A 20314-nucleotide genomic window follows, 5' to 3' on the forward strand; every position below is an offset into this window, starting at 1 on the left:
CCGGATGAGGGGACGGAAAACCATGCCCGCCAGCGGAGCTGTGACCCGCAATACTTTGCGGCAGCAGATCGCGGACGCGCTGCGTGACGAGGTGCTCGCGGGGCGTTTACTGCCGGGGCAGGAATTCACTGTCAAGCAGATCGCCGAGCAGTACGGGGTCTCCGCGACCCCGGTCAGAGAGGCGCTGGTCGACCTCTCCGCGCAGGATCTGCTCGACTCCGACCAGCACCGGGGCTTCCGGGTCCACCAGTTCTCCGTGGCGGACTTCCGCGGCATGGCCGAGGCGCGCGCGCTGATAGTCGACGCGGTCTTCCGCGAGCTGGGCGATGAGCATCTCGCCGCCAGGGCGCAGGGCACCGCGCTCGTCTCCGTACGGCGCCGGGCCGAGGAGGCCGCGCGCGCGGCCGGGGCCGGTGACCTGAACATCCTCATCGGCTACGACCTGCGGTTCTGGCGCGAGCTGTGTGCCCTGGTCGCCAACCGTTACGTCGCGGACTTCCTGCACCGGCTGCGTGTGCAGGCGTGGGTGTTCTCCGTACCGTTCCTGCGGGCGGAAGGCGGGGCGAAGGCCCGCGCCACGTGGCTCTGGAACGGCTACGAGCCGCTGGTCGACGCCCTGACCCTCGGCGACGCGGTGGCGGTGCGGACCGTCATCGGTGACTACGACGCCCACTCCCTGAGGTGGGCGGACCGGCTGGAGCGCCCGCAGAAATGACGACGGAAGAAACCCCCGGCACGGACACGGACGCGACCCCGGACGCGGTCGCGGACGCGAGCGCGAGCGCAGACACGGACACGGACGCGACCCCGGACACGGACATCACGGGTGTCGCGGATATCGCGGACCTCGGCGCGGGCGCCGGCGGCCTCGTGGACCTGACCGTCGTCGTCCCCGCGTACAACGAGGAACACCGCCTGCGCCCCACCCTCGACGCCATCCGCGACCACCTGCGCGCGGACCCCGACCGCTGGGGCGAGTGGGAGCTGATCGTCGTGGACGACGGCTCCACCGACCGTACGGCCGAGGTCGCCGCCGAGGCGGCCGCCGGTGAGCCGCGCATCCAGGTCGTCAGGAGCGACGGCAACCACGGCAAGGGTCACGCCCTGCGGCAGGGTGTGCTCGCCTCGTACGGCCGGCGCGTCCTCGTGACCGACGCGGACCTCGCGACCCCGATCTCCGAACTCGACCTGCTCGACGAGCGGCTCTCGGCGGACGGGGGCGGCGGCGCGGCGATCGGTTCGCGCGCCCATCCCGACGCGCGTATAGAGGTACGGCAGCTCGCGGTGCGCGAGTGGCTGGGCCGGCTCGGCAACCGGCTCATACAGCGCGTCGCGGTCGACGGCATCAGCGACACCCAGTGCGGCTTCAAGCTCTTCGACGGCGAGCGGGCGCGCGCCGCCTTCGCCGCCTCGCGGCTGGACGGCTGGGGCATAGACGTCGAGATACTGCGCTTCTTCCGGCGCTCCGGGTGGCCGGTGACGGAGGTGCCGGTGCGCTGGTCGCACCAGCCGGGCTCGAAGGTACGGCCGCTGGACTACGGCAGGGTGCTGCTGGAGCTGACCCGGCTGCGGACCTCCCGCCCGCCACGCGAAGGCGGCGAGCGGGGAGCCGGCGAGCGGGGAGGCGTCCAGGGGGCCGTCCGCCGTTGGGGGCGCAGGCACCGTACGGACCTGGCCGTCGCCGGACTCTTCGTCCTCGCCTCCTTCTTCCTCTACAAGGGGCTGTGGGCCGACCTCGACCGCGCGTACCTCGCCGACGCGGGGTCCGACCAGAACCAGTGGGAGTGGTTCTTCGCGGTCACCGCGGACAACGTCGTCCATCTGCGCAATCCGCTCTTCACCACGATCCAGAACTTCCCCGACGGCGTGAACCTGATGGCGAACACCGTCATGCTCGGGCTCTCCGTACCGCTCACGCCCATCACGCTCACCCTCGGCCCGGTCGTCACCTGGGCGCTCGTCCTGACGCTCGGGCTGGCCGCCACGGGGTTCGCCTGGTACTGGCTGTTCGCGCGCTGGCTCACCGAGAACCGCCGGGCCGCGGCGCTCGGCGGTGCGCTCGCGGCCTTCGGGCCGCCGATGATCTCGCACGCCAACGCGCACCCGAACTTCCTCGTGCTGTTCATGATCCCGGTGATCATCGACCGGGCGCTGCGCCTGTGCGCACCGGCCGGCAAGGACGGTAACGGCAAGGACGGTAACGGGAAGGACGGCAAACGGAGGACGATACGGGACGGGGTCCTGCTGGGCCTCTTCGCGACGTACCAGATCTTCCTGGGCGAGGAGCCGCTGCTGCTCGCCGTGATGGGCACGCTGCTCTTCGCGCTCTCGTACGCCGTCGTACGCCGCGATGTCGCGCGGGCGGCGCTGGGCCCCCTGCTGCGCGGGGTCGGGATGGCGCTGCTGGTCTGTCTGCCGCTGGTGGCGTTCCCGCTGTACTGGCAGTTCCTCGGCCCGCAGAGCTACCACAGCGTGCTGCACGGCGACAGCGCCGGCAACAGCCCGCTCTCCTTCCTGGAGTTCTCCGGGCGGGCGCTCTTCGGCGACGAGGCGACGGCCGACGCCCTGGCGATGAACCGCACCGAGCAGAACGCGTTCTACGGCTGGCCGCTGATCTCCCTCACGCTGGGGATCGTGGTGTGGCTGTGGCGGCTCTCGGTGGTCAGGGCGCTGGCGTGCACGGCGGTGGCGGCGGCGGTGCTGTCGCTGGGGCAGAAGATCCGTATCCCGTACACCGATGTGGTGCTGCCGGGCCCCTGGCGGGCGCTGGCACACCAGCCGCTCTTCGAGTCGGTCATCGAGTCACGGGTGGCGATGATCTGCGCGCCGGCGCTGGGCGCGCTGGTGGCGCTGGCGGTGGCGCACCTGGCGGACGCCCGGGACGTACGGGCGGCCGTGGGGCCGGTACGGAACACGCGGCAGGAGCGGCTCCACCGTCTCGTCGGCTTCGCGGTGGTGGCGCTGGCCCTGATCCCGATCGTGCCGACGCCGTTGCCGGTACGGGAGCGCTCCGAGATCCCGGAGTTCTTCACGGAGAAGATGTACCGCGCGTACGTCACCGAGGGGGAGTCCGTGGTCCCCGTACCGCTCCCGGACCCGGGGAGCGCCGAGGCGCTGCACTGGCAGTCCGCGACCAGGTTCGGATTCTCCGTGCCGGGCGGCTACTTCAACGGGCCCTGGGGCGAGAACCGTATGGGCATCTACGGCGCCCCCGCCCGCTACACCTCCTCCATGCTGCGTGACGTCCGCTACAGCGGCCAGGCCCAGGAGATCGACGACCGGTGGCGCGCGCAGGCCCGCTTCGATCTGGACTTCTGGAAGGGCGGCGTGGTGGTGCTGACGCCGCAGCCCAACGACGGGGCGCTCTACGAGACACTGGAGAAGCTGTTCCAGCGGCCGGGGAAGCGGATCGGCGGGGTCTGGATCTGGGACCTTCCGGCCAGAAGGTGACCGGCCCCGGTTCCTGGGTATCGATCGATACCGGATGATGGGGACGCGATGATGCGGGGCCGACGGGCCCTGGAGGTACGGGAGGAGGCCGCCGGGCCGCCGGTGGCTTTCGGACCGGCGAGGGCTCGCCGGGCCGACGGGGGGCGCCGGGCCCCTTCGCCCGACGTGCCCGCCGCATTACGCTGTCCCGACCATCGCGCGCACGCGTACGAACCCGTTGGAGAGCGAGCCTCCCTTGGCCTGTGACCTGTGGTTGGTCCCCCTCGTCGATGTGCTGTGCCACAGCCCCGACAATCCCTTCGCCGAAGAGATCGCCGTGTACGACAAGGCGCTCGGCGAGGCCGGGCTGCCGTCCGTCCCCATCTTCGCCTACATGCCGGGCCTCGCGGGCGATGTCGCCCCGGTCGCCGGATTCGACTACGACGCGCTGCATTTCCTGCGACGCGTGTACCTGCTCCAGCTCTGCGGCCTGGCGGTGACGCCGGTCGGTGAACTGGGCGGTGACTACGAGCAGTTGCTGGAGATGTTCGAGTCGACGGCTCAGCAGTCGCATCTCGTCTGGCACTACGACCACGCGGGCGCGTACGTCCCCGTGGACTTCGACCTCCCCCTCTCGAACGAGGAACTCCTCGCGGGCGGCGGCCCGTTGGGATCGACGCAGGGCCTGCTGCGCGAGCTGGAGATCGTCGGCCCGGCGATCGGCATCGACCCGGCCAACCCCCCGTCGGCCCCGACCCCGCCGGACCGCCCCACGTCGCTGGAGGAACCGGCGGCCTCGATCCCGTACGACGACAGCCCGTTCGCCCGGGAGCGCCATGTGTGGCTGGGGCTGCACGCGGCGGCCACCAGGAGCCTGGGACAAGGCTCCATGATCATCTTTAGCTGACGGTCCGGCCGGGCCGAGGGAGTGGATCCAGGAACCGATTCAGGGGCCGGCAAACCAGCCGGCCCCTGAATTGTCCCTTCTGTCGAGTTCTCGACACTCGGCGGACAGAAGTCGCAAGGGCACCCGCCCCCGGGCATGCTCGGAAGATGGAGCGGAGAGAAGAAGACACGTCGGCCGCGACCGGAGCGACGGTCCGGGTCAGGGTCAGGGTCAAGCGGGTGTACGAGGAGTGGGCCCCCGAGGACGGCACCCGCGTGCTGGTGGACCGGCTCTGGCCGCGCGGCCTCAGCAAGGAGGACGTACGGCTCGACGAATGGGCCAAGTCGGCCACCCCCTCGGCCGAGCTGCGCGCCTGGTACCACGAGCGGATGGAGGAGCGGTACGAGGAGTTCCGTGCCCGTTACGAGGCCGAACTGACCGCCCCCGAGCCCGCGCAGGCCCTGCGGCGCCTCCGGGAGCTGGCCCGCTCCGGCCAACCGCTCACCCTCCTGACGGCGGCGAAGAACCTGGGCCACACGCACGCGGACCTGCTGGCCGGCCTGGTGGCGGCGCCGTAACGCAACGGCGGGCGCGGCCCCGTAACCCCAAGGTTCAGCGGGTCTCGGGCGGCCGCTGCCTGGGCATGTTCGGCCGGGCGCCCGGGGGCAGCGGGAAGCGGCCCAGGGGCGGGACGGGGCCCTCGCCGCGGGCTCCGCCCATCGGCATCGACTGCATCACCAGCGGCGCGGGCCCGGAGCGGAACTCGACCATCCAGTCCGCCGTCTCCGCCCGTACCAGCTCCGTCACGTCCTCCGTGAACCGCCGCAGCACCCCGAGGCACCGTTCCGCCGCCTCGCTGGCCGTGCCCTCCGTCGGGCCCAGCACCTCCCGTACGCACTCCGACGCCCAGTCGAACTGGAGCGTCTGCAACCGGCGCTGCACCGCCTGCGCCGTGGCCACCGCCCGCATCCACCCGGACGTCAGCCCGAAGTACCGGTCGCACCCCACGCACGCCGCGCCCAGCAGCAGCGAGAAGTACCCCCATCCCGCCGCCCCCGCCAGCGCCCCCGTCAGATCCACCAGCGGCAGCGTCGCGCCCGCCGTCACCCCGAGCGCGGTGGCGGCGCGCAGGACGCGGGCGAAGCGGCGCTTGCGCACCCGGTCGGAGAGGTACCAGTCGACCGTGCGCAGCGCGCCCGTCTCGACCCAGCGGTACAGCTCGTCGAGGCGCTCGGCCGGCTCGCCCCAGTCGCCCTGGGGGAAGGGCCCGCTGATCAGATCGCCGTACGGCGGGCCGCTTCCGGTGTCGGTGTCGGCGAGGGACTCCGCGGGGCCCGGACCCGTACCCCCGCCGGTACTCGCGTCCGCACCGGGTGAGGCGCCCTCCTCCCGGGCGGGGCCTCCGGGCTGCATCTCCGGCTGGCTCACCGAGGCACTCCTCTACGGTCTGCTGTGACACTGAGTGACGCGCATCACTCGCGGCGATGGACCGAGCACGTAGGTACGCGTACGTATGCGCACATGCGTGCGAGGTGAATACGAGGCGAACAGGACGATCCGCGCATGATGATGTGCTCGCAATTCCTACCGCCAAATGGTGGGCGCCGCGGCCGAAATCCCGGCTTTTTCACCCACGTCAGGGGTGTGAACAGGTAGAGGAGCCGAAGGTACTCACTCGAAAGAGTTGGTCCCGGTGGGGTGGGGCGCGGTACGCGGGGACCACGTAGGCTCGGCTTACAGGTACATCGTCGTCGAAATGCCAGGAGTGACCGTGATTCCCGGTGGTGGTCAGCCCAACATGCAAGAGCTGCTCCAGCAGGCCCAGAAGATGCAGCAGGACCTCGCGCGTGCGCAGGAGGAGCTGGCGGCGACCCTGGTCGAAGGCCAGGCGGGCGGGGGCCTCGTGAAGGCCACCGTCAACGGCTCCGGTGAGCTGCGCGGCCTCGTCATCGACCCGAAGGCGGTGGACCCGGAGGACACCGAGACGCTGGCGGATCTGGTCGTCGCGGCGGTCCACGCGGCGAACGACAACGCGCAGCAGCTCCAGCAGGACAAGCTGGGCCCGCTGGCCCAGGGCCTCGGCGGTATGCCGGGCCTGCCCTTCTAAGACTCGCCGGTACCAACTAGCGTACGTACACAGGTGGACACGTACCACGTGGACACGTAACCACGTGACACGTACGCGTTCGTGGCAGGAAAGGCAATCCGTTGTACGAAGGCGTGGTTCAGGAGCTCATCGACGAACTGGGCAGGCTGCCCGGCGTCGGCCCCAAGAGCGCGCAGCGGATCGCCTTCCACGTCCTCCAGGCGGAACCGACCGACGTCCGCCGCCTCGCGCACGCGCTGCTCGAAGTCAAGGACAAGGTGCGGTTCTGCGCCGTGTGCGGCAACGTCGCCCAGGAGGAGCGCTGCGGGATCTGCCGCGACGCCCGCCGGGACGTGACGGTGATCTGCGTGGTGGAGGAGCCGAAGGACGTCGTCGCGATCGAGCGCACCCGCGAGTTCCGCGGGAAGTACCACGTGCTCGGTGGCGCGATCAGCCCCATCGAGGGGGTCGGCCCCGACGACCTGCGCATCCGTGAACTGCTGACCCGCCTCGCCGACGGTACGGTCACCGAGCTGATCCTGGCGACCGACCCCAACCTGGAGGGTGAGGCCACGGCGACGTACCTCGCCCGCATGATCAAGCCGATGGGCCTCAGGGTCACACGTCTGGCCAGCGGTCTGCCCGTCGGGGGCGACCTGGAATATGCCGACGAGGTCACGCTCGGGCGTGCCTTCGAGGGGAGACGACTTCTCGATGTCTGACGCAACGCTGCACGCCGTCAACCAGGATCCGGACGACTTCGCGGTCCAGATCGCCGACCAGATCGAGAGCTTCATCGTCGCCGTCACGGAAGTGGCGAAGGGCGACGAGCCGGACAGCGCCGTACCCTTCCTGCTGCTGGAGTTCTCGCAGCTCATGCTGGCCGGCGGCCGGCTGGGCGCGCACGAGGACATCCTCCCCGACGAGCGGTACGAACCGGACCTGGGCCCCGAGCCGGACGTGGACGACCTGCGCGAGCGCTTCGCCGTGATCCTGGAGCCGATCGACGTCTACTCCGAGGTCTTCGACCCGTACGAGCCGCGCAAGGCGCCGGTGGCGCACCGGATCTCCGACGACATCGCCGACGTGGTCACCGACCTCCGCCACGGACTGGCCCACTACCGCGCGGGCCGCACGACCGAGGCGCTCTGGTGGTGGCAGTTCTCGTACTTCTCCAACTGGGGCTCCACCGCCTCCGCCACCCTCCGCGCCCTCCAGTCCCTGGTCGCCCACGTCCGCCTGGACCAGCCCCTCCCGGCCCTGGACGGCCTCGACACCGACCAGGAACTCACGGAAGCCGCGGAGGAAGCCCTCGCGGAAGAGGCGGGCCGCGTCATGGCGGAGGAGATCGCGGGCCCGCTGGGACTCCGTACGGTCAGGTGATTCCGTACGGCCGGACGACTCCGTACGGCCGGACGACTCCGTACGGTCGGATGACCGCGTTTGCCCCCCGCCCCGCGATGGACCTAACGTCACTGTGACGTAACGCAGCGCGTTCATGGTCCGTGGGAGCGGGGGCGGTCCTGTGCCGTACGCACAGAAGTGGCAGGAACTCTTCGACCTGGCGGAACGCCCGGAGCGGCAGCCGGGCGCCAGGGGACGCCTGGGGCACACCACCGCCCCCTGGACAGCGGCCTCCCACACCGCCGCCACGCTCCGGACGGACACGGAGAAGAGCCGGCGCCGCCTGCGTTCCTCGCACGCGAGCGTGGCGACCGGTGCCGCCGGCCTGGCCGCGGTGGCGGAACTGGCGGGCGTCCTGAAGTCGTGGGAGGAGCGCCTGGCGGCGGTACGCGGCACTTGCGACCACTTGGCCGGGGCGCTGCTGGGGGTCGCCAGGGACGTGGGCGAGGCGGACGACGCGGTGCGGGCGTCCTTCGGTCCGGGGGATCGTGAGGGAATCACCGCAGGTCGTCCCGGGGCTTGAGCCTCGGGTTCCAGGCCCCGGGCTTCGAGCTCCTACCCAGGGTTTGGGTGGTTGAGGTAAACCCCACCTCCCTCCCCTGACCCTCCCTGGCCCTCCACTGACGAGCGAATATGACTATCTGTGTTCGGGTTGCGTCAGAGCGTGTTGAGCGTTTAGGTTCGCCACGTAAAGCGGCTCCGGCGGTGCGCCAACACCATTCCGGAGCCTGACCAGCGAGTCGAATGCGAGTTTCGATCGTGGCTTACGCCCACTCTAGTGCCGCCCTGCCCGCGTCCGGGCACCCCTTTGCCAACCCCGGTTACGGCAAGCGCTCGGCGCCCGACCAACGCCCGCGTGGCGAGGCCGACTTCGCACATCTGCGCACGAGGGAAGTGGCGATTGCCGCATACATCGATCGTCTGCCCGAGGGTTCAGCCATCGGCTACAAGGCGCTCGCCGCGAACGTCGCCGACTACGGCCAGCAGGCATGCGGCAAGGCGCTGCGCTTCCTCTCGGACGCCGGTCATCTGCGCCGGGTCAAGGAGCACTTGGCGCTGGAGGACAACAGCTTCCGCTGGGTGACACACACGTACTTCTCCCGTACGGCCAGGGACGACGAGTGGTGGCAGGCGTACGTCGCGGGTCTGCGCGGGATCGATCTCACCGAACTGGAGCGGCGGTTGCGGGAGGGGGCGGGGAGCGATCCCGCGCCGGTCCCCGAACCGGAACCGACCCCCGCTCCGGCGCCCGCTCCGGCCGCCGTTTCGGCCTCCGCTCCGGGGCCCGCTCCGGCGCCCGAATCCACTGCCGTCCCCGCCTCCGTGGCGTACCGCACCCTCGCGCGCCTGGGCCGTACCGAGCCCCGTATGACGCTGTCCGCCGCCGACTGCGCCGCGCTCGAAGCGCTCGCCGCCGAGTGGCTGGCGCGCGGCGCCACCCCGGACCACATCACCCGATCCCTGACCGCCGGGCTGCCGCAGCCCCTGCACAGCCCGGTCGCGATCGCCCGTACCCGACTGGAGAACAAAATGCCGCCCGAGCCGAGCAAAGCGAGCGCGCCGGCCTACGTCACCCGTGCGCTGATGACCTGCATCACCTGCGAGAACGACGAGTCGATGACGCTGCTGGTCGGGGGCGTCTGCGTCGAGTGCCGGGAGGAGATGACGGCGTACGACGCGGCCGAGGAGACCGGCCTGGTCATCGACGCGATCCCCGACACGTTCCGCGCGGTCCCCGCCCAGGTCGACGTGGCCCGCCGCGCCGACGAACTGCGTGCCGCCGCCGGCCTGAAGGCCCGGCCGATCCCCGAGCCGGTACACAGCGAACACGTCCGCGCGCAGGCCACGGCGCTCGGCAGCGGCAGCAGCGGCAGCAGCGGCAGCAGCAGCGGCAGCAGCGGCGGCAGCAGCGGCGGTGGCGGTACGCCGGTTCGGGCGGGCGAATGAGCCTGCGGGAGATCCTGGCCGGGGCACCGTGGAGGGAAGGAGGCGACACCATGACCCCCAGGACTGCTGACCGGCCCCAGCCCCAGATGTCGATCGAAGAGTTCGAAGAGCTTGCCCGCCGTGCGCCGGAGATGGTGCGGCTGGAGTTCATCAACGGGAAGGTCCAGGTCAAGGCGGTGCCGGACGGCAATCATGGCCAGATCGTCATGTGGCTGCTCAAGCGATGCATGCAGCAGCGCCCGGAATGGTCGCTCTTCCCTGAGCAGGGGCTGGCAGTCGAGTCCTACAGGAAGGGACGGGCTCGTCCTGACGGGGTTCTCGCGCCGGAGGAGTGCTTCGTCGGCGCGGGTGAGTGGTCGGACCCCAAGGGCGTCCTGATGACCGTGCAGGTCACGTCGAAGGACGCGGACACCACACGGCGGGACCGCGTCGAGAAGCCCGACGGTTACGCGGCGGCCGGCATCCCTGTCCATCTCCTCGTGGATCGCGACGCCTGCTGCCTCACAGTCCATGCGGAGCCGGAGGGCGGCGTGTACCGGGCCGTGACCACGCGCCCGTTCGGAGCCGTTGTCGAGCTCCCCGACCCGGTCGGTATCACGCTCGAAACGGAGAAGCTCAAGGACTACGCGGAGTGGGTCAGGCGGAGTGGGTCAGGAGGAGTGGGTCAGGAGGAGTGGGTCAGGAGGAGTGGGTCAGGGGAGGCATGCGACGAGCGACGGGCCGCACAGGGAGACGCGCATACGCGTGACGTGGGCCACGTTCTGCGTGCCTCGGCCGATCCCGGGCATGTTTCCTCATCGAGTGGCCGTGGACGTCTCGGGGTGATCACGGAGTGAGCGGGACATCTCACGATGTGGTATAGACGGGTCGTCCTGCGGCCGCTCGTTAAACTGAGCCGACAGCAGCGATGTGCCGCGACGCGCGGTGCTGTAGCGATGGACTGAGCGAGGAGCGCACGTGGGCCTTGTCGTGCAGAAGTACGGAGGCTCCTCCGTAGCCGATGCCGAGGGCATCAAGCGGGTCGCCAAGAGGATCGTCGACGCCAAGAAGAACGGCCACCAAGTGGTCGTCGTGGTGTCGGCGATGGGTGACACGACGGACGAGTTGATCGATCTCGCCGGGCAGGTATCCCCGATCCCTGCCGGGCGTGAGTTCGACATGCTGCTGACCGCCGGAGAGCGGATCTCCATGGCCCTGCTGGCGATGGCGATCAAAAACCTGGGCCACGAGGCCCAGTCGTTCACCGGCAGCCAGGCAGGCGTCATCACCGACTCGGTCCACAACAAAGCGCGCATCATCGATGTCACGCCGGGCCGGATCCGAACCGCCGTCGACGAGGGCAACATCGCCATCGTCGCCGGTTTCCAGGGGGTGTCCCAGGACAAGAAGGACATCACGACCCTGGGGCGGGGCGGCTCGGACACCACGGCCGTCGCGCTCGCCGCGGCGCTGGACGCCGAGGTGTGTGAGATCTACACCGATGTGGACGGTGTCTTCACCGCCGACCCCCGGGTCGTCTCGAAGGCCCGGAAGATCGACTGGATCTCCTTCGAGGACATGCTGGAGCTGGCCAGCTCCGGTTCCAAGGTGCTGCTGCACCGCTGCGTCGAGTACGCGCGCCGATACAACATCCCGATCCATGTCCGCTCCTCCTTCTCGGGGCTTCAGGGCACATGGGTCAGCAACGAACCGCAAGGGGACCGCAAGGTGGAGCAGGCCATCATCTCCGGTGTCGCCCATGACACCTCCGAGGCGAAGATCACGGTCGTCGGTGTCCCCGACAAGCCCGGCGAGGCGGCGACGATCTTCCGCGTCATCGCGGACAACGAGATCAACCTCGACATGGTGGTGCAGAACGTCTCCGCCGCGTCGACCGGTCTGACCGACATCTCGTTCACGCTGCCGAAGACCGAGGGCCGCAAGGCCATCGACGCGCTGGAGAAGACGAAGGAGAAGATCGGCTTCGAGTCGCTGCGCTACGACGACCAGATCGGCAAGGTCTCCCTCGTCGGCGCCGGAATGAAGACCAACCCGGGCGTCACCGCCGGGTTCTTCGAAGCGCTCTCCAACGTGGGCGTCAACATCGAGCTGATCTCGACATCCGAGATCCGGATCTCGGTGGTCATGCGGGAGGAGTCGGTCGTCGAGGCCGTGCAGGCCGTGCACACCGCCTTCGGTCTCGACAGCGACTCCGACGAGGCCGTCGTCTACGGCGGCACCGGGCGATGACCCCGTCCGGCGGGGCGCCGCGCGCCGTGCCCCGGGGCGTGATGCTCCGGAGCACGACGCCCTGGCGCACGCTGCTCCGGAGCGCCGCGCGATGAACGGGCGGCCGACGCTCGCGGTCGTGGGTGCGACCGGGGCCGTCGGCGCCGTCATGCTCCAGATCCTGTCGCAGCACGCCGACATCTGGGGCGACATCCGGCTGCTCGCCTCGCCTCGTACGAACGGCCGCAAGCTGTCCGTACGAGGCGCGACGACCGAGGTCGTCCCGCTCTCCGAGGAGGCGCTGGACGGCGTCGACGTCGCGGTGTTCCTCGTGCCGGACGAGGTGTCCGCCTTCTGGGCGCCCGTCGCCGCGGCCAAGGGCGCCGTCGTCGTGGACCACTCCGCGGCCTTCCGGATGGACCCCGACGTCCCCCTGGTCGTCCCCGAGGTGAACTCCCGCGGCGTACGGACCCGGCCGCGCTCCATCATCGCCGGGCCCGGCTGCGCCACGCTCACGATGATCGTCGCGGTGGGCGCGCTGCACGCCGAGTTCGGCCTGCGCGAACTGGTCGTCTCCTCGTACCAGGCGGTCAGCGCCGCGGGTCAGGGCGGCGTGGACGCCCTGCGCGACCAGCTCTCCCTGGTCGCCGGTACGGAACTGGGCACGCACCCGGGCGACGTACGGCGCGCGGTCGGCGACGCCACCGGCCCGTTCCCCGCGCCGCTGGCCCTCAACGTCGTGCCCTGGGCCGGCTCCCCGGCCGCCACCGGCGACGGCTGGTCCTCGGAGGAGACGGCGATCCGGGACGAGACCCGGAAGATCCTGGACCTGCCCGCGCTGCGGGTCGCGGCGACCTGTGTCCGCGTACCCGTGATCACCGGGCACTCCCTCTCCGTGCACGCGCGCTTCGAGAAGGAGGTCACGGTCGACCGGGCGCACGAGATCCTGGCGACCTCGCCCGGCGTGGTGCTCTTCGACAACCCGGAGGCGGGCGATTTCCCCACGCCCGCCGATGTGGTGGGGACGGATCCGACCTGGGTGGGGCGCGTACGGCGCTCGCTGGACGACCCCAGGGCGCTGGAGCTGTTCGTCTGCGGCGACAACCTGCGCAAGGGCGCCGCCCTGAACACCGCGCAGATCGCCGAGGCCGTCGCCGCCGAACTGGCGAAGCCGTAGCGGTAGCCGCCCGGTTGTCCGCCGACAACTGCCTGGTAGTCGGCGTGAATCAGTACGCCGTGACCGCTCAAAAGTTTGTAGGATCTGTGAACGCCCCATGGGCAGGCTGACCGGCTGTGCCTCTTGAACTGGGGCGTTGCCATGTCGGACGCTACTCCTCCCTCCCTTCCGCGAGTTTCCGCGCGAGCGCCGCGCGAGTACTGCAACCGCCGGATGGCTGGGAAGCGTCTCTGTGGTCGCCCCCCGTGTGGTGCCGCGGAATTGGGGCATAGGGGGAGATCGGGTACGCATGAGGGTATTCAGTGCAGCGTCAAATGCGGCGGCGTGCGCGTACAACCCTGACGGGGGGAAGCGTGTCCAACAGGCGTGGCAGCAGAGGTTCTCGACATCACAGCGGTTGTCCCGGTGCGCGGCGCGGCAGTGCGTCCGCTCCGGCGGCCCCGCATGCCCGGCGGCATGCCGGTGATCGCCCCCATGCCGGCCGCGCGGCCCGCCCGTATCCCGTCCCAGCGCGAGGGCGCTGAGGAGGCGATGGCGGCGGGTACCACCGTCGACCACCTCACCGAGACCTACCGCGCCCACTACCGGTCGCTGCTCGGTCTCGCCGCCCTCCTGCTGGACGACACGGCCTCCTGCGAGGACGTCGTCCAGGAGGCGTTCATCCGCGTGCACTCCGCGCGCAACCGGGTCCGGGAGCCGGAGAAGACGCTCGCCTATCTGCGGCAGACGGTCGTGAACCTGTCCCGTTCCGCGCTGCGCCGCCGCATCCTCGGCCTGAAGCTTCTCTCGAAGCCGATGCCCGACATGGCGAGCGCCGAGGAGGGCGCGTACGACCTGCTGGAGCGGGACGCGCTGATCAAGGCGATGCGCGGGTTGCAGCGCAGACAGCGTGAAGTGCTCTCGCTGCGGTACTTCGCCGACATGACCGAGGCGCAGGTCGCCGAGACGCTGGGGATATCCCTGGGCTCGGTGAAGGCGTACGGCTCACGTGGGATCGCGGCGCTGCGGGTCGCCATGGAGGCGTCGGTATGAGCGCGTGGCGCAAGGACCGGCACGGCCCCGGCCGTGAGCGGGAGCACGGGCACGGGCACGGAGAGGACCACTCGCGGGGGCGGAATCACGTAGAGGGCCAGGATCACGCACGAGGGCAGGAGCGCGCACGGGGGCGAGAGAAGGACGGGCGGGAAGCCCCGGACGTGCCGTTGAACGACCTGACTGGAAACGGAACTGTGAGCAACGGGCCGGAGAACGAGCTGAGCGGCCGCACCGACGGAGAGGCCGCCGAGGTCACCGCGGAGACCGAGCAGGCCGAGGAGCCTGATGAGCCCGCGAAGTCCGAGAAGCCCGAGAGGTCCGGGCAGTCCGAGGAGCCCGATGACGCGGGCACGGACCTGAGCGGCGATCTGGCCGGGGCCCTGGACGGCGACGAGTTGGCGCTGCGCCGGCTCATGCACGGTGCCGTGGGTGAGCTCCGGCCGTCCGACGGCGCGCTGGACCACCTGCGCAAGGCGGTCCCCACCCGGCGGGCCAGAAAGCGGCAGGCCGTCGTGGGGGTGGCCGCCGCGGCGCTGCTCGTCGGTACGGCGGTGCCCGCCTTCGTGCACGTCGCGAACACCGGCACCATGTCCGACGACCACTCCGTCGCCGCCGGGCACGGGGAGAAGTCGCGGAGCGGCGAGGACACGGACCGGACCGACAAGAGCCGGACGACGAACCCGGACGGCCCCTCGGACAAGGTGTCCGCCGACGAGGACGAGCCCGACAAGCAGGAGAAGCCCGACCCCGACGCGTCGGACGCGGCCGACGGCGGCAAGGGCGGCGCGTCCGACGCGTCCGGCGGCTCCAGCAGCGTCACGTCCTCGCAGGTCTGTACGGCGGGCCAGCTCCGGCAGCCCACCGCGGAGGTGGGCGTCGCCGATGCCACGGGCAAGGTGTACGGCACGTTCCGCCTCGCCAATGTCTCCTCCTCCGCCTGTACGGTCACCGGCCGCGGCTCGATCGGCTTCGGCACCACGGGCGCGGCCGACGGCTCCAAGATCAGTACGTCGACGCACTTCGCGGGCGACGCGGCGACCGGGCTGCCCGACCCCTCCCAGGAGATGGCGACGCTGACGCTGCCGCCGAACGGCACGTACCAGGTGAAGTTCGCCTGGGTGCCGTCGGAGACCTGTCCGACCCCGGGCGGCCCCTCGCCCGACCCCTCGCCCACGGACGACGGCTCGGCCGGCACGACCACCGGCTCCACGGCCGGCACCGGCGAGACCGGCTCGGGCGACGGCACGACCGGCGCGGAGCCCCAGCTCCTCAACGACGGGGGCATCGAGGACGGCAGCGTCTCCGTCTCCTACACCGCGGCGGCGGGCACGACCGTATCGGCGACGATCCCCAACGCCTGCGCGGGCACGGTCTACTGGACCGGACTCCTCAGCGGCTTCTAGGGCGGGGAGAGGCCATGTCCGCCGTGAGGGGCACCAGGGCGTGACCAGGGCCTGATCCCCTGCGGTGCCTGATCGCTCCCCGGGGCGGTCAGGCCGCGGTGCCCAGCCCCAGCGCCTCGTCCTTGGCGGTCTCCACCTCGCGCCGGGCCAGCCGGAACCACATGAAGACCACGAACCCGGCGAACACGAACCACTCGCCGGTGTACCCCAGGTTCTGGAACGCCTTCAGGTCGAGCCCGGTGTTCTGCGGCGCGGCTGCGGGCACGGGCAGCAGCCCGTCCGACGCCTGACCCACGGTGACCCAGGCGTCGTACACCCCGTACGGCACGAGGTTGACCAGCGAGGCCGCGCTGATCATGCCGAGCTGTCCCCGCGGCAGACCGCCCGACCGCACCCCGTCGGACCCGACCGCCTCGGACGCCTGGAGCGACCCGGTCACGGTCACCTCGCCCGTCGGCGGCGCGGGCGTCTTCCCGCCGTCGGCCAGCCAGCCGCGGACGACGGGCAGCGCCTTGCCGTCGTCGGTACGGAGCATGGTCAGGACGTACGAACCGGTCCTGCCGTCCAGCTTCCGGCCCGGCACCACGAACTGGTCCGCGTACCGTCCGGTCGCCGTGACATGGCGTCCCGACGTCTCCTGGTCGACCGGCAGCAGGGACGTCACCGCCACGGCGGGCCGCTTCCCGGGATCGGGCCTGGCCTCGGCCGCCCGGTGTGTGTCCACCCGGTCCTCGAAGCGCCCGAGCTGCCACATTCCCATGAAGATACAAAAGGGGATCGCCAGTACGACGAAGACGTTGATCCCCCACCATCGCGGAGTCACCAGGAACCGGTACACCCCTCCACGGTACGGAACGCCGCCCCGCCCCCGGGTCCCGGGGCCCGCTTCCCCGGTGCCCCGGCCCGGTCCGTCCGGTCTATCCGATGCCCAGGTGCCTCCTCGCGAAGTCCAGTTCCAGCCGTACCTGCTTGATCCGCTCCTCCACCACCAGCGAACCGTGCCCCGCGTCGTACCGGTACACCTCATGGACCGCGTCGCGCGCCGCCAGCCGGTCCACGTAGTTCTCCACCTGACGGATCGGGCAGCGCGGATCGTTCACCCCCGCCGAGATGTAGACCGGGGCCCGGACCGCGTCGACGTACGTCAGCGGGGACGACGCCTCGAACCGCTCGGGCACCTCCTCCGGCGTACCGCCCAGCAGGGTGCGGTCCATCGCCTTCAGGGCCTCCATCTCGTCGTGGTACGCCGTCACGTAATCCGCGACCGGTACGGCCGCGAGGCCCACGGCCCAGGCGTCCGGCTGGGTGCCGAGGCCGAGCAGGGTCAGATAGCCGCCCCACGAGCCGCCCGCCAGGACCAGCCGCGCCGGGTCGGCCAGCCCCGAGGTGACCGCCCACTCGCGGACCGCCGCGATGTCCTCCAGCTCGATCAGTCCGACCCGGTGCTTGAGCGCGTCCGTCCACTCCCGCCCGTACCCCGTCGATCCGCGGTAGTTGACCCGTACGACCGCGAAGCCGTGGTCGACCCAGGCGGCCGGGCCCGCGGCGAACGCGTCGCTGTCGTGCCACGTCGGGCCGCCGTGGATCTCGAAGACCGTGGGGAAGGGGCCCTCGCCCGGCGGCCGCTGCACCAGCGCGTGGACCCGGCCGCCGGGGCCCTCGACCCACGCGTCCTCCACCGGCACCGAGGCGGGCGCCGTCATGCCCGGCGCATCCAGCACCACCCCGCCCGCGGTGGACCGCACCACCGGCGGTCGGGCGGCCGACGACCAGAGGTACTCCACACTGCCGTCCGGCCGCGCCGTCGCCCCCGAGACCGTCCCGGCCGGGGTCTCCACCTGGATCAGCGCGCTCTTGGCGAAGTCGTAACGCCACAGCTCGTCGCGCGCCTCGAAGCTGTGCGCGATGAGCAGCCCCGAGCCGTCCGGATACCACTCGGCGTGGACATCGCCGGGCAGCTCGATCGCGAGATCCGTCTCCTCGCCCGTCAGGGGATCCCAGACGATCGGCTCCCAGCGGCTCCGCCGCTGATGGCCGATGAGCAGCCGGTTGTCCCCGGCCACCGGGGCGAAGCCCAGCACATCGAGGCCCAGCTCGCGCGTGCCCCCCTCGGTGTCGTCCAGGTCGGCGACGACCGAGCCGTCCAGCCGCAGCACCCGCACCGCCGAGTGCATCGCGTCCCCGTGCTCGGTGTGCTCGATCGCGAGCAGCGTGCCGTCGTGCGAGAGATCCCCGACCCCGGCCGACTCCCGGTGGCGGTAGATCTCGGCCGGCGCCTCGCCCGGCCGTACGACATGGACCGTCGAGCCGTCCTCGTCGGTCGACCGCCCGACGACCGCCGTCCCGTCGCGCCCCAGCGCCAGACCGGCGGGATAGGAGGGATCGAGCCCCGGCGCCGCCGGCTCGTCGCCCCCGGTCCCCGTTCCCGCACCCGCCCCGGCCTCGGCCCCGGCGCCCTTCTCCCGTGCGCCCGAGAACGGCTGGCGCATCCAGACCCCGAACTCGTCCCCGTCCGTGTCCGAGAACCACCAGATCCACTCGCCGTCCAGCGAGAGCACCCCGTCCGTCGTCCCGTTCGGCCGGTCCGTCACCTGACGCTGCGCGCCGGTCGAGCGATCCCACGCGTACAGCTCATACGTCCCTGTCGCGTTGGACACGAACAGCGCCCGCTCCGGGGCGTCCTCCGCCCAGTCGGGCAGGGAGACCCGAGGGGCCCGGAAGCGCTTCTCCCACTCCGGCATGGAGTCCCGCGTCGAGTCCGGCTTCGAACCGTTGATCTCAGTCATGACCCCATTCTGCGCTTGGCCGCTGACATCCCGTCGAGATCCCCCTCAGCCTGTGGATAACTTTCGGATGAGGCGAAATGAGGGGAGATGGGGGTAATAGTAAGGAAGGCGTATAGATGGGGTCGGGTGAGGGGGTGCGAGGTGTGAGGGGTCTGTGTGACGGGCATCTCATCTGCGAGAGGTGCTCTCGTCCCGGAGCGCCTCAGCAGGTGCGCCCGTGGGCCGGCGGATCGAGTCGTCCCGGGCGCCCGCGGTGAAAGAAGGGGGACGGACGGAAGATGGCTGTTTCACCCGCGCTCCGCGCTGAACGCACGCGCATCCACGACGAACTCCTCGCCGAGCACACCCTCATGCGCCGGGGCGCGACGCTCGTCACCGCGTCGCTCTCGGCCCTCGCGGACGGCCGACCCGTCGATGTGCGCACGCTGGTCGGCACGGCCCGGTGGCTGATCGAGTTCGTCCACGGCCAGCGCGCGAGCGAGTCCGAGCTCCTCTGGCCGGTGCTGCGCGAGCTCTTCCCCGGGCCCGTCGCGGAGCTGGAAGGCATGGCCGTCGACCGCGAGGCGCTCGACGCCGAGCTGTACACCCTCGCCCGCGCGGTCGACGCGATCGCGGCCCGCGAGGTGACCGGCGGGCGCGGCGAGGTCCTGGTGGTCGTCGGTGAGGCGGCGATGACGGGGCTGCCGTCCGCGATCCGCGTCCAGTCCATCCTGAACAGGAACCTCGACGAGGAGGAGCCGGTCCTGCTGGAGCTGTTCCCCCGGGTGCCGGACCGCGAGGTCCCCCGGCTGCGGACCGCGATCGTCCACGGCGGCCCGCGTACGGGGCCGCATCTCGTGTTCGGCCTGCTGGAGGACCCCGACCGGGTCCCGGGGCACACGGCGCTGCTGGGTAATTTCCCGGCGTCGGTGCGCTGGCTGCGCCCGGTGTTCCTGGCGCGGTACCGCTCCACCAAGCGGGCGCTCGGGGTGCCTCTGTGACCACCTGCACAGGAGGTGCCACTGACGTCCCCACAGGAGTCCGTGCGAGGGTGGCCCTGGCCTTGTTGCGTGTGTGGTTGATGCGGGATACTTCTACAGCGCTGTAGATGTTGCGGCGACACGGCGGCAGGACGGCCGCGGACGTTCCCGGGAGAGAGCAGACCTGATGTTCGGCTTGAGCGAACTGGCCGTGATCCTCATCATCATCGCCGTGGTTGTCGGGGTGAAGAAACTCCCTGAGCTGGCCCGCTCCGCGGGCAAGGCGGCCCGCATCCTCAAGAGCGAGACGAATGCGCTCAAGGAGGAGGGGAAGGCGGACAGCGCCGCCCCGGGCACCGCGCCCCAGGACGGAGCCCAGAGCGGCTCCCCGGGCGGTGCGCAGGACAACGCGCAGGGTGGGCGCCGTATCGTCACCGGCACCATCGTCGAGCCGAACGAACCCCCGAAGCGTCCCTGACGCGAGCCCTGACGCGAGCCTCCTTTCGCCTGCGACCCCTCCGTAGGGGGAGCCCCTAGACTGAGCCGTTGGGTTCCGGCAGGGGGATTCGGACGGGGGATCGGGCACGGGTACGCGGGTGGACGGCCCGCGTGGGACAGGAGAGCGATCGTGACGGCAGGTGTCGGCGGCTTCGGGGATCCTTCCGCCGAGGTGCTGGCGGACGCCGCCGCCGCGTTCGGGCTGCTGGCGTCATCGGCGCGGTTGCACATCGTCTGGGTGCTGGCCCAGGGCGAGAGCGATGTGACGGGGCTCGCGGAGCGGGTCGGCGGCGCGCTGCCCGCCGTGAGCCAGCACCTCACCAAGCTGAAGCTCGCCGGTCTCGTACGGTCCCGCCGGGAGGGCCGGCGACAGGTCTACTTCGTCGACGACCCCGATGTCGTGACCGTCGTACGGCTGATGGTCGGCCAGCTCACCGACCGGGCGGCGCTCGCGCCGGGGCCACGGCGTATCAGCGACGTCGGCGCCTGAGACCGT

General features: G+C 71.1%; 19 protein-coding genes and 1 pseudogene. 17 read left to right on the forward strand and 3 right to left on the reverse strand.

Annotation, left to right across the window (positions count from 1 at the left end):
• The first annotated feature begins 22 nt into the window (after nucleotides 1–22).
• The 4 genes from ACIO3P_RS13970 to ACIO3P_RS13985 all read left to right on the forward strand — a co-directional run bounded on the left by ACIO3P_RS13970 (nucleotide 23) and on the right by ACIO3P_RS13985 (nucleotide 4893).
• A complete protein-coding gene (locus ACIO3P_RS13970) occupies nucleotides 23–715 on the forward strand; it encodes a GntR family transcriptional regulator (protein ID WP_329824160.1) in 693 nt (230 codons plus the stop codon).
• On the forward strand, nucleotides 712–3450 hold the full coding sequence (locus ACIO3P_RS13975; RefSeq protein WP_401849366.1) for a dolichyl-phosphate beta-glucosyltransferase: 2739 nt from the start codon (nucleotides 712–714) through the stop codon (nucleotides 3448–3450). Before ACIO3P_RS13970 ends, ACIO3P_RS13975 begins: the two co-directional genes overlap by 4 nt.
• A 235-nt stretch (nucleotides 3451–3685) precedes the next feature.
• Complete coding sequence (locus ACIO3P_RS13980) at nucleotides 3686–4336, forward strand: hypothetical protein (RefSeq protein WP_329824158.1); 651 nt, start codon at nucleotides 3686–3688, stop codon at nucleotides 4334–4336.
• A gap of 146 nt (nucleotides 4337–4482) precedes the next feature.
• On the forward strand, nucleotides 4483–4893 hold the full coding sequence (locus tag ACIO3P_RS13985) for a DUF488 family protein (protein ID WP_329824157.1): 411 nt from the start codon (nucleotides 4483–4485) through the stop codon (nucleotides 4891–4893).
• A 34-nt stretch (nucleotides 4894–4927) separates the two neighbouring features.
• Here the strand turns inward: ACIO3P_RS13985 and ACIO3P_RS13990 are convergent, their stop codons facing one another.
• On the reverse strand, nucleotides 4928–5743 hold the full coding sequence (locus ACIO3P_RS13990) for an SLATT domain-containing protein (RefSeq protein ID WP_329824156.1): 816 nt from the start codon (nucleotides 5741–5743) through the stop codon (nucleotides 4928–4930).
• Between the two features lie 343 nt (nucleotides 5744–6086).
• On the opposite strand from ACIO3P_RS13990, the gene ACIO3P_RS13995 reads away from it, so the two are divergent.
• From ACIO3P_RS13995 to ACIO3P_RS14040, 10 genes and pseudogenes are all read left to right on the forward strand, one after another.
• Nucleotides 6087–6422 (forward strand): YbaB/EbfC family nucleoid-associated protein, encoded by a 336-nt coding sequence (locus ACIO3P_RS13995; RefSeq protein ID WP_329824387.1) that lies wholly within the window; start codon nucleotides 6087–6089, stop codon nucleotides 6420–6422.
• A 101-nt stretch (nucleotides 6423–6523) separates the two neighbouring features.
• Nucleotides 6524–7123 (forward strand): recombination mediator RecR, encoded by a 600-nt coding sequence (recR, locus tag ACIO3P_RS14000; protein WP_399297179.1) that lies wholly within the window; start codon nucleotides 6524–6526, stop codon nucleotides 7121–7123.
• Complete coding sequence (locus ACIO3P_RS14005; protein ID WP_329824154.1) at nucleotides 7116–7784, forward strand: DUF5063 domain-containing protein; 669 nt, start codon at nucleotides 7116–7118, stop codon at nucleotides 7782–7784. The genes recR and ACIO3P_RS14005 overlap by 8 nt, the downstream gene beginning before the upstream one ends.
• A 142-nt stretch (nucleotides 7785–7926) precedes the next feature.
• Nucleotides 7927–8328, forward strand: coding sequence for a hypothetical protein (locus ACIO3P_RS14010; RefSeq protein WP_401849367.1), 402 nt, complete (start codon nucleotides 7927–7929; stop codon nucleotides 8326–8328).
• A gap of 236 nt (nucleotides 8329–8564) precedes the next feature.
• The gene (locus tag ACIO3P_RS14015; protein ID WP_401849369.1) at nucleotides 8565–9752 is read left to right on the forward strand and encodes a hypothetical protein; all 1188 of its coding nucleotides are present in this window, start codon (nucleotides 8565–8567) and stop codon (nucleotides 9750–9752) included.
• A 50-nt stretch (nucleotides 9753–9802) separates the two neighbouring features.
• Nucleotides 9803–10384, forward strand: a pseudogene (locus tag ACIO3P_RS14020) (Uma2 family endonuclease); the annotation flags it as partial.
• Between the two features lie 325 nt (nucleotides 10385–10709).
• Nucleotides 10710–11981 carry an aspartate kinase gene (locus ACIO3P_RS14025; RefSeq protein ID WP_329824150.1) on the forward strand — a complete coding sequence of 424 codons (1272 nt, stop codon included), beginning with the start codon at nucleotides 10710–10712 and terminating at the stop codon, nucleotides 11979–11981.
• A gap of 91 nt (nucleotides 11982–12072) precedes the next feature.
• On the forward strand, nucleotides 12073–13137 hold the full coding sequence (locus ACIO3P_RS14030) for an aspartate-semialdehyde dehydrogenase (RefSeq protein WP_329824149.1): 1065 nt from the start codon (nucleotides 12073–12075) through the stop codon (nucleotides 13135–13137).
• Nucleotides 13138–13581: 444 nt separating this feature from the next.
• Nucleotides 13582–14169: a SigE family RNA polymerase sigma factor gene (locus ACIO3P_RS14035; protein ID WP_401849370.1), complete on the forward strand. Its 588-nt coding sequence runs from the start codon at nucleotides 13582–13584 to the stop codon at nucleotides 14167–14169.
• A 197-nt stretch (nucleotides 14170–14366) separates the two neighbouring features.
• Entirely contained in the window at nucleotides 14367–15575 is a 1209-nt protein-coding gene (locus ACIO3P_RS14040; RefSeq protein ID WP_401849371.1) for a hypothetical protein, read from the forward strand.
• Between the two features lie 88 nt (nucleotides 15576–15663).
• Here the strand turns inward: ACIO3P_RS14040 and ACIO3P_RS14045 are convergent, their stop codons facing one another.
• Together ACIO3P_RS14045 and ACIO3P_RS14050 are read right to left on the reverse strand one after the other, a co-directional pair.
• Nucleotides 15664–16413, reverse strand: coding sequence for an SURF1 family protein (locus ACIO3P_RS14045; protein WP_401791832.1), 750 nt, complete (start codon nucleotides 16411–16413; stop codon nucleotides 15664–15666).
• Nucleotides 16414–16492: 79 nt separating this feature from the next.
• Nucleotides 16493–18361, reverse strand: a complete 1869-nt coding sequence (locus ACIO3P_RS14050; RefSeq protein ID WP_401791833.1) for a S9 family peptidase — start codon at nucleotides 18359–18361, stop codon at nucleotides 16493–16495.
• Between the two features lie 278 nt (nucleotides 18362–18639).
• On the opposite strand from ACIO3P_RS14050, the gene ACIO3P_RS14055 reads away from it, so the two are divergent.
• From ACIO3P_RS14055 to ACIO3P_RS14065, 3 genes are all read left to right on the forward strand, one after another.
• The gene (locus ACIO3P_RS14055) at nucleotides 18640–19341 is read left to right on the forward strand and encodes a hemerythrin domain-containing protein (RefSeq protein ID WP_329824145.1); all 702 of its coding nucleotides are present in this window, start codon (nucleotides 18640–18642) and stop codon (nucleotides 19339–19341) included.
• A 166-nt stretch (nucleotides 19342–19507) separates the two neighbouring features.
• Nucleotides 19508–19798 (forward strand): twin-arginine translocase TatA/TatE family subunit, encoded by a 291-nt coding sequence (locus ACIO3P_RS14060; protein ID WP_401849373.1) that lies wholly within the window; start codon nucleotides 19508–19510, stop codon nucleotides 19796–19798.
• Between the two features lie 150 nt (nucleotides 19799–19948).
• Nucleotides 19949–20308, forward strand: a complete 360-nt coding sequence (locus ACIO3P_RS14065; protein ID WP_329824143.1) for a metalloregulator ArsR/SmtB family transcription factor — start codon at nucleotides 19949–19951, stop codon at nucleotides 20306–20308.
• The last annotated feature ends 6 nt before the right edge of the window (nucleotides 20309–20314 follow it).

Origin of the sequence: Streptomyces sp. NPDC087310 (genome assembly GCF_044744405.1) — a bacterium.
Lineage (GTDB): Bacteria > Actinomycetota > Actinomycetes > Streptomycetales > Streptomycetaceae > Streptomyces.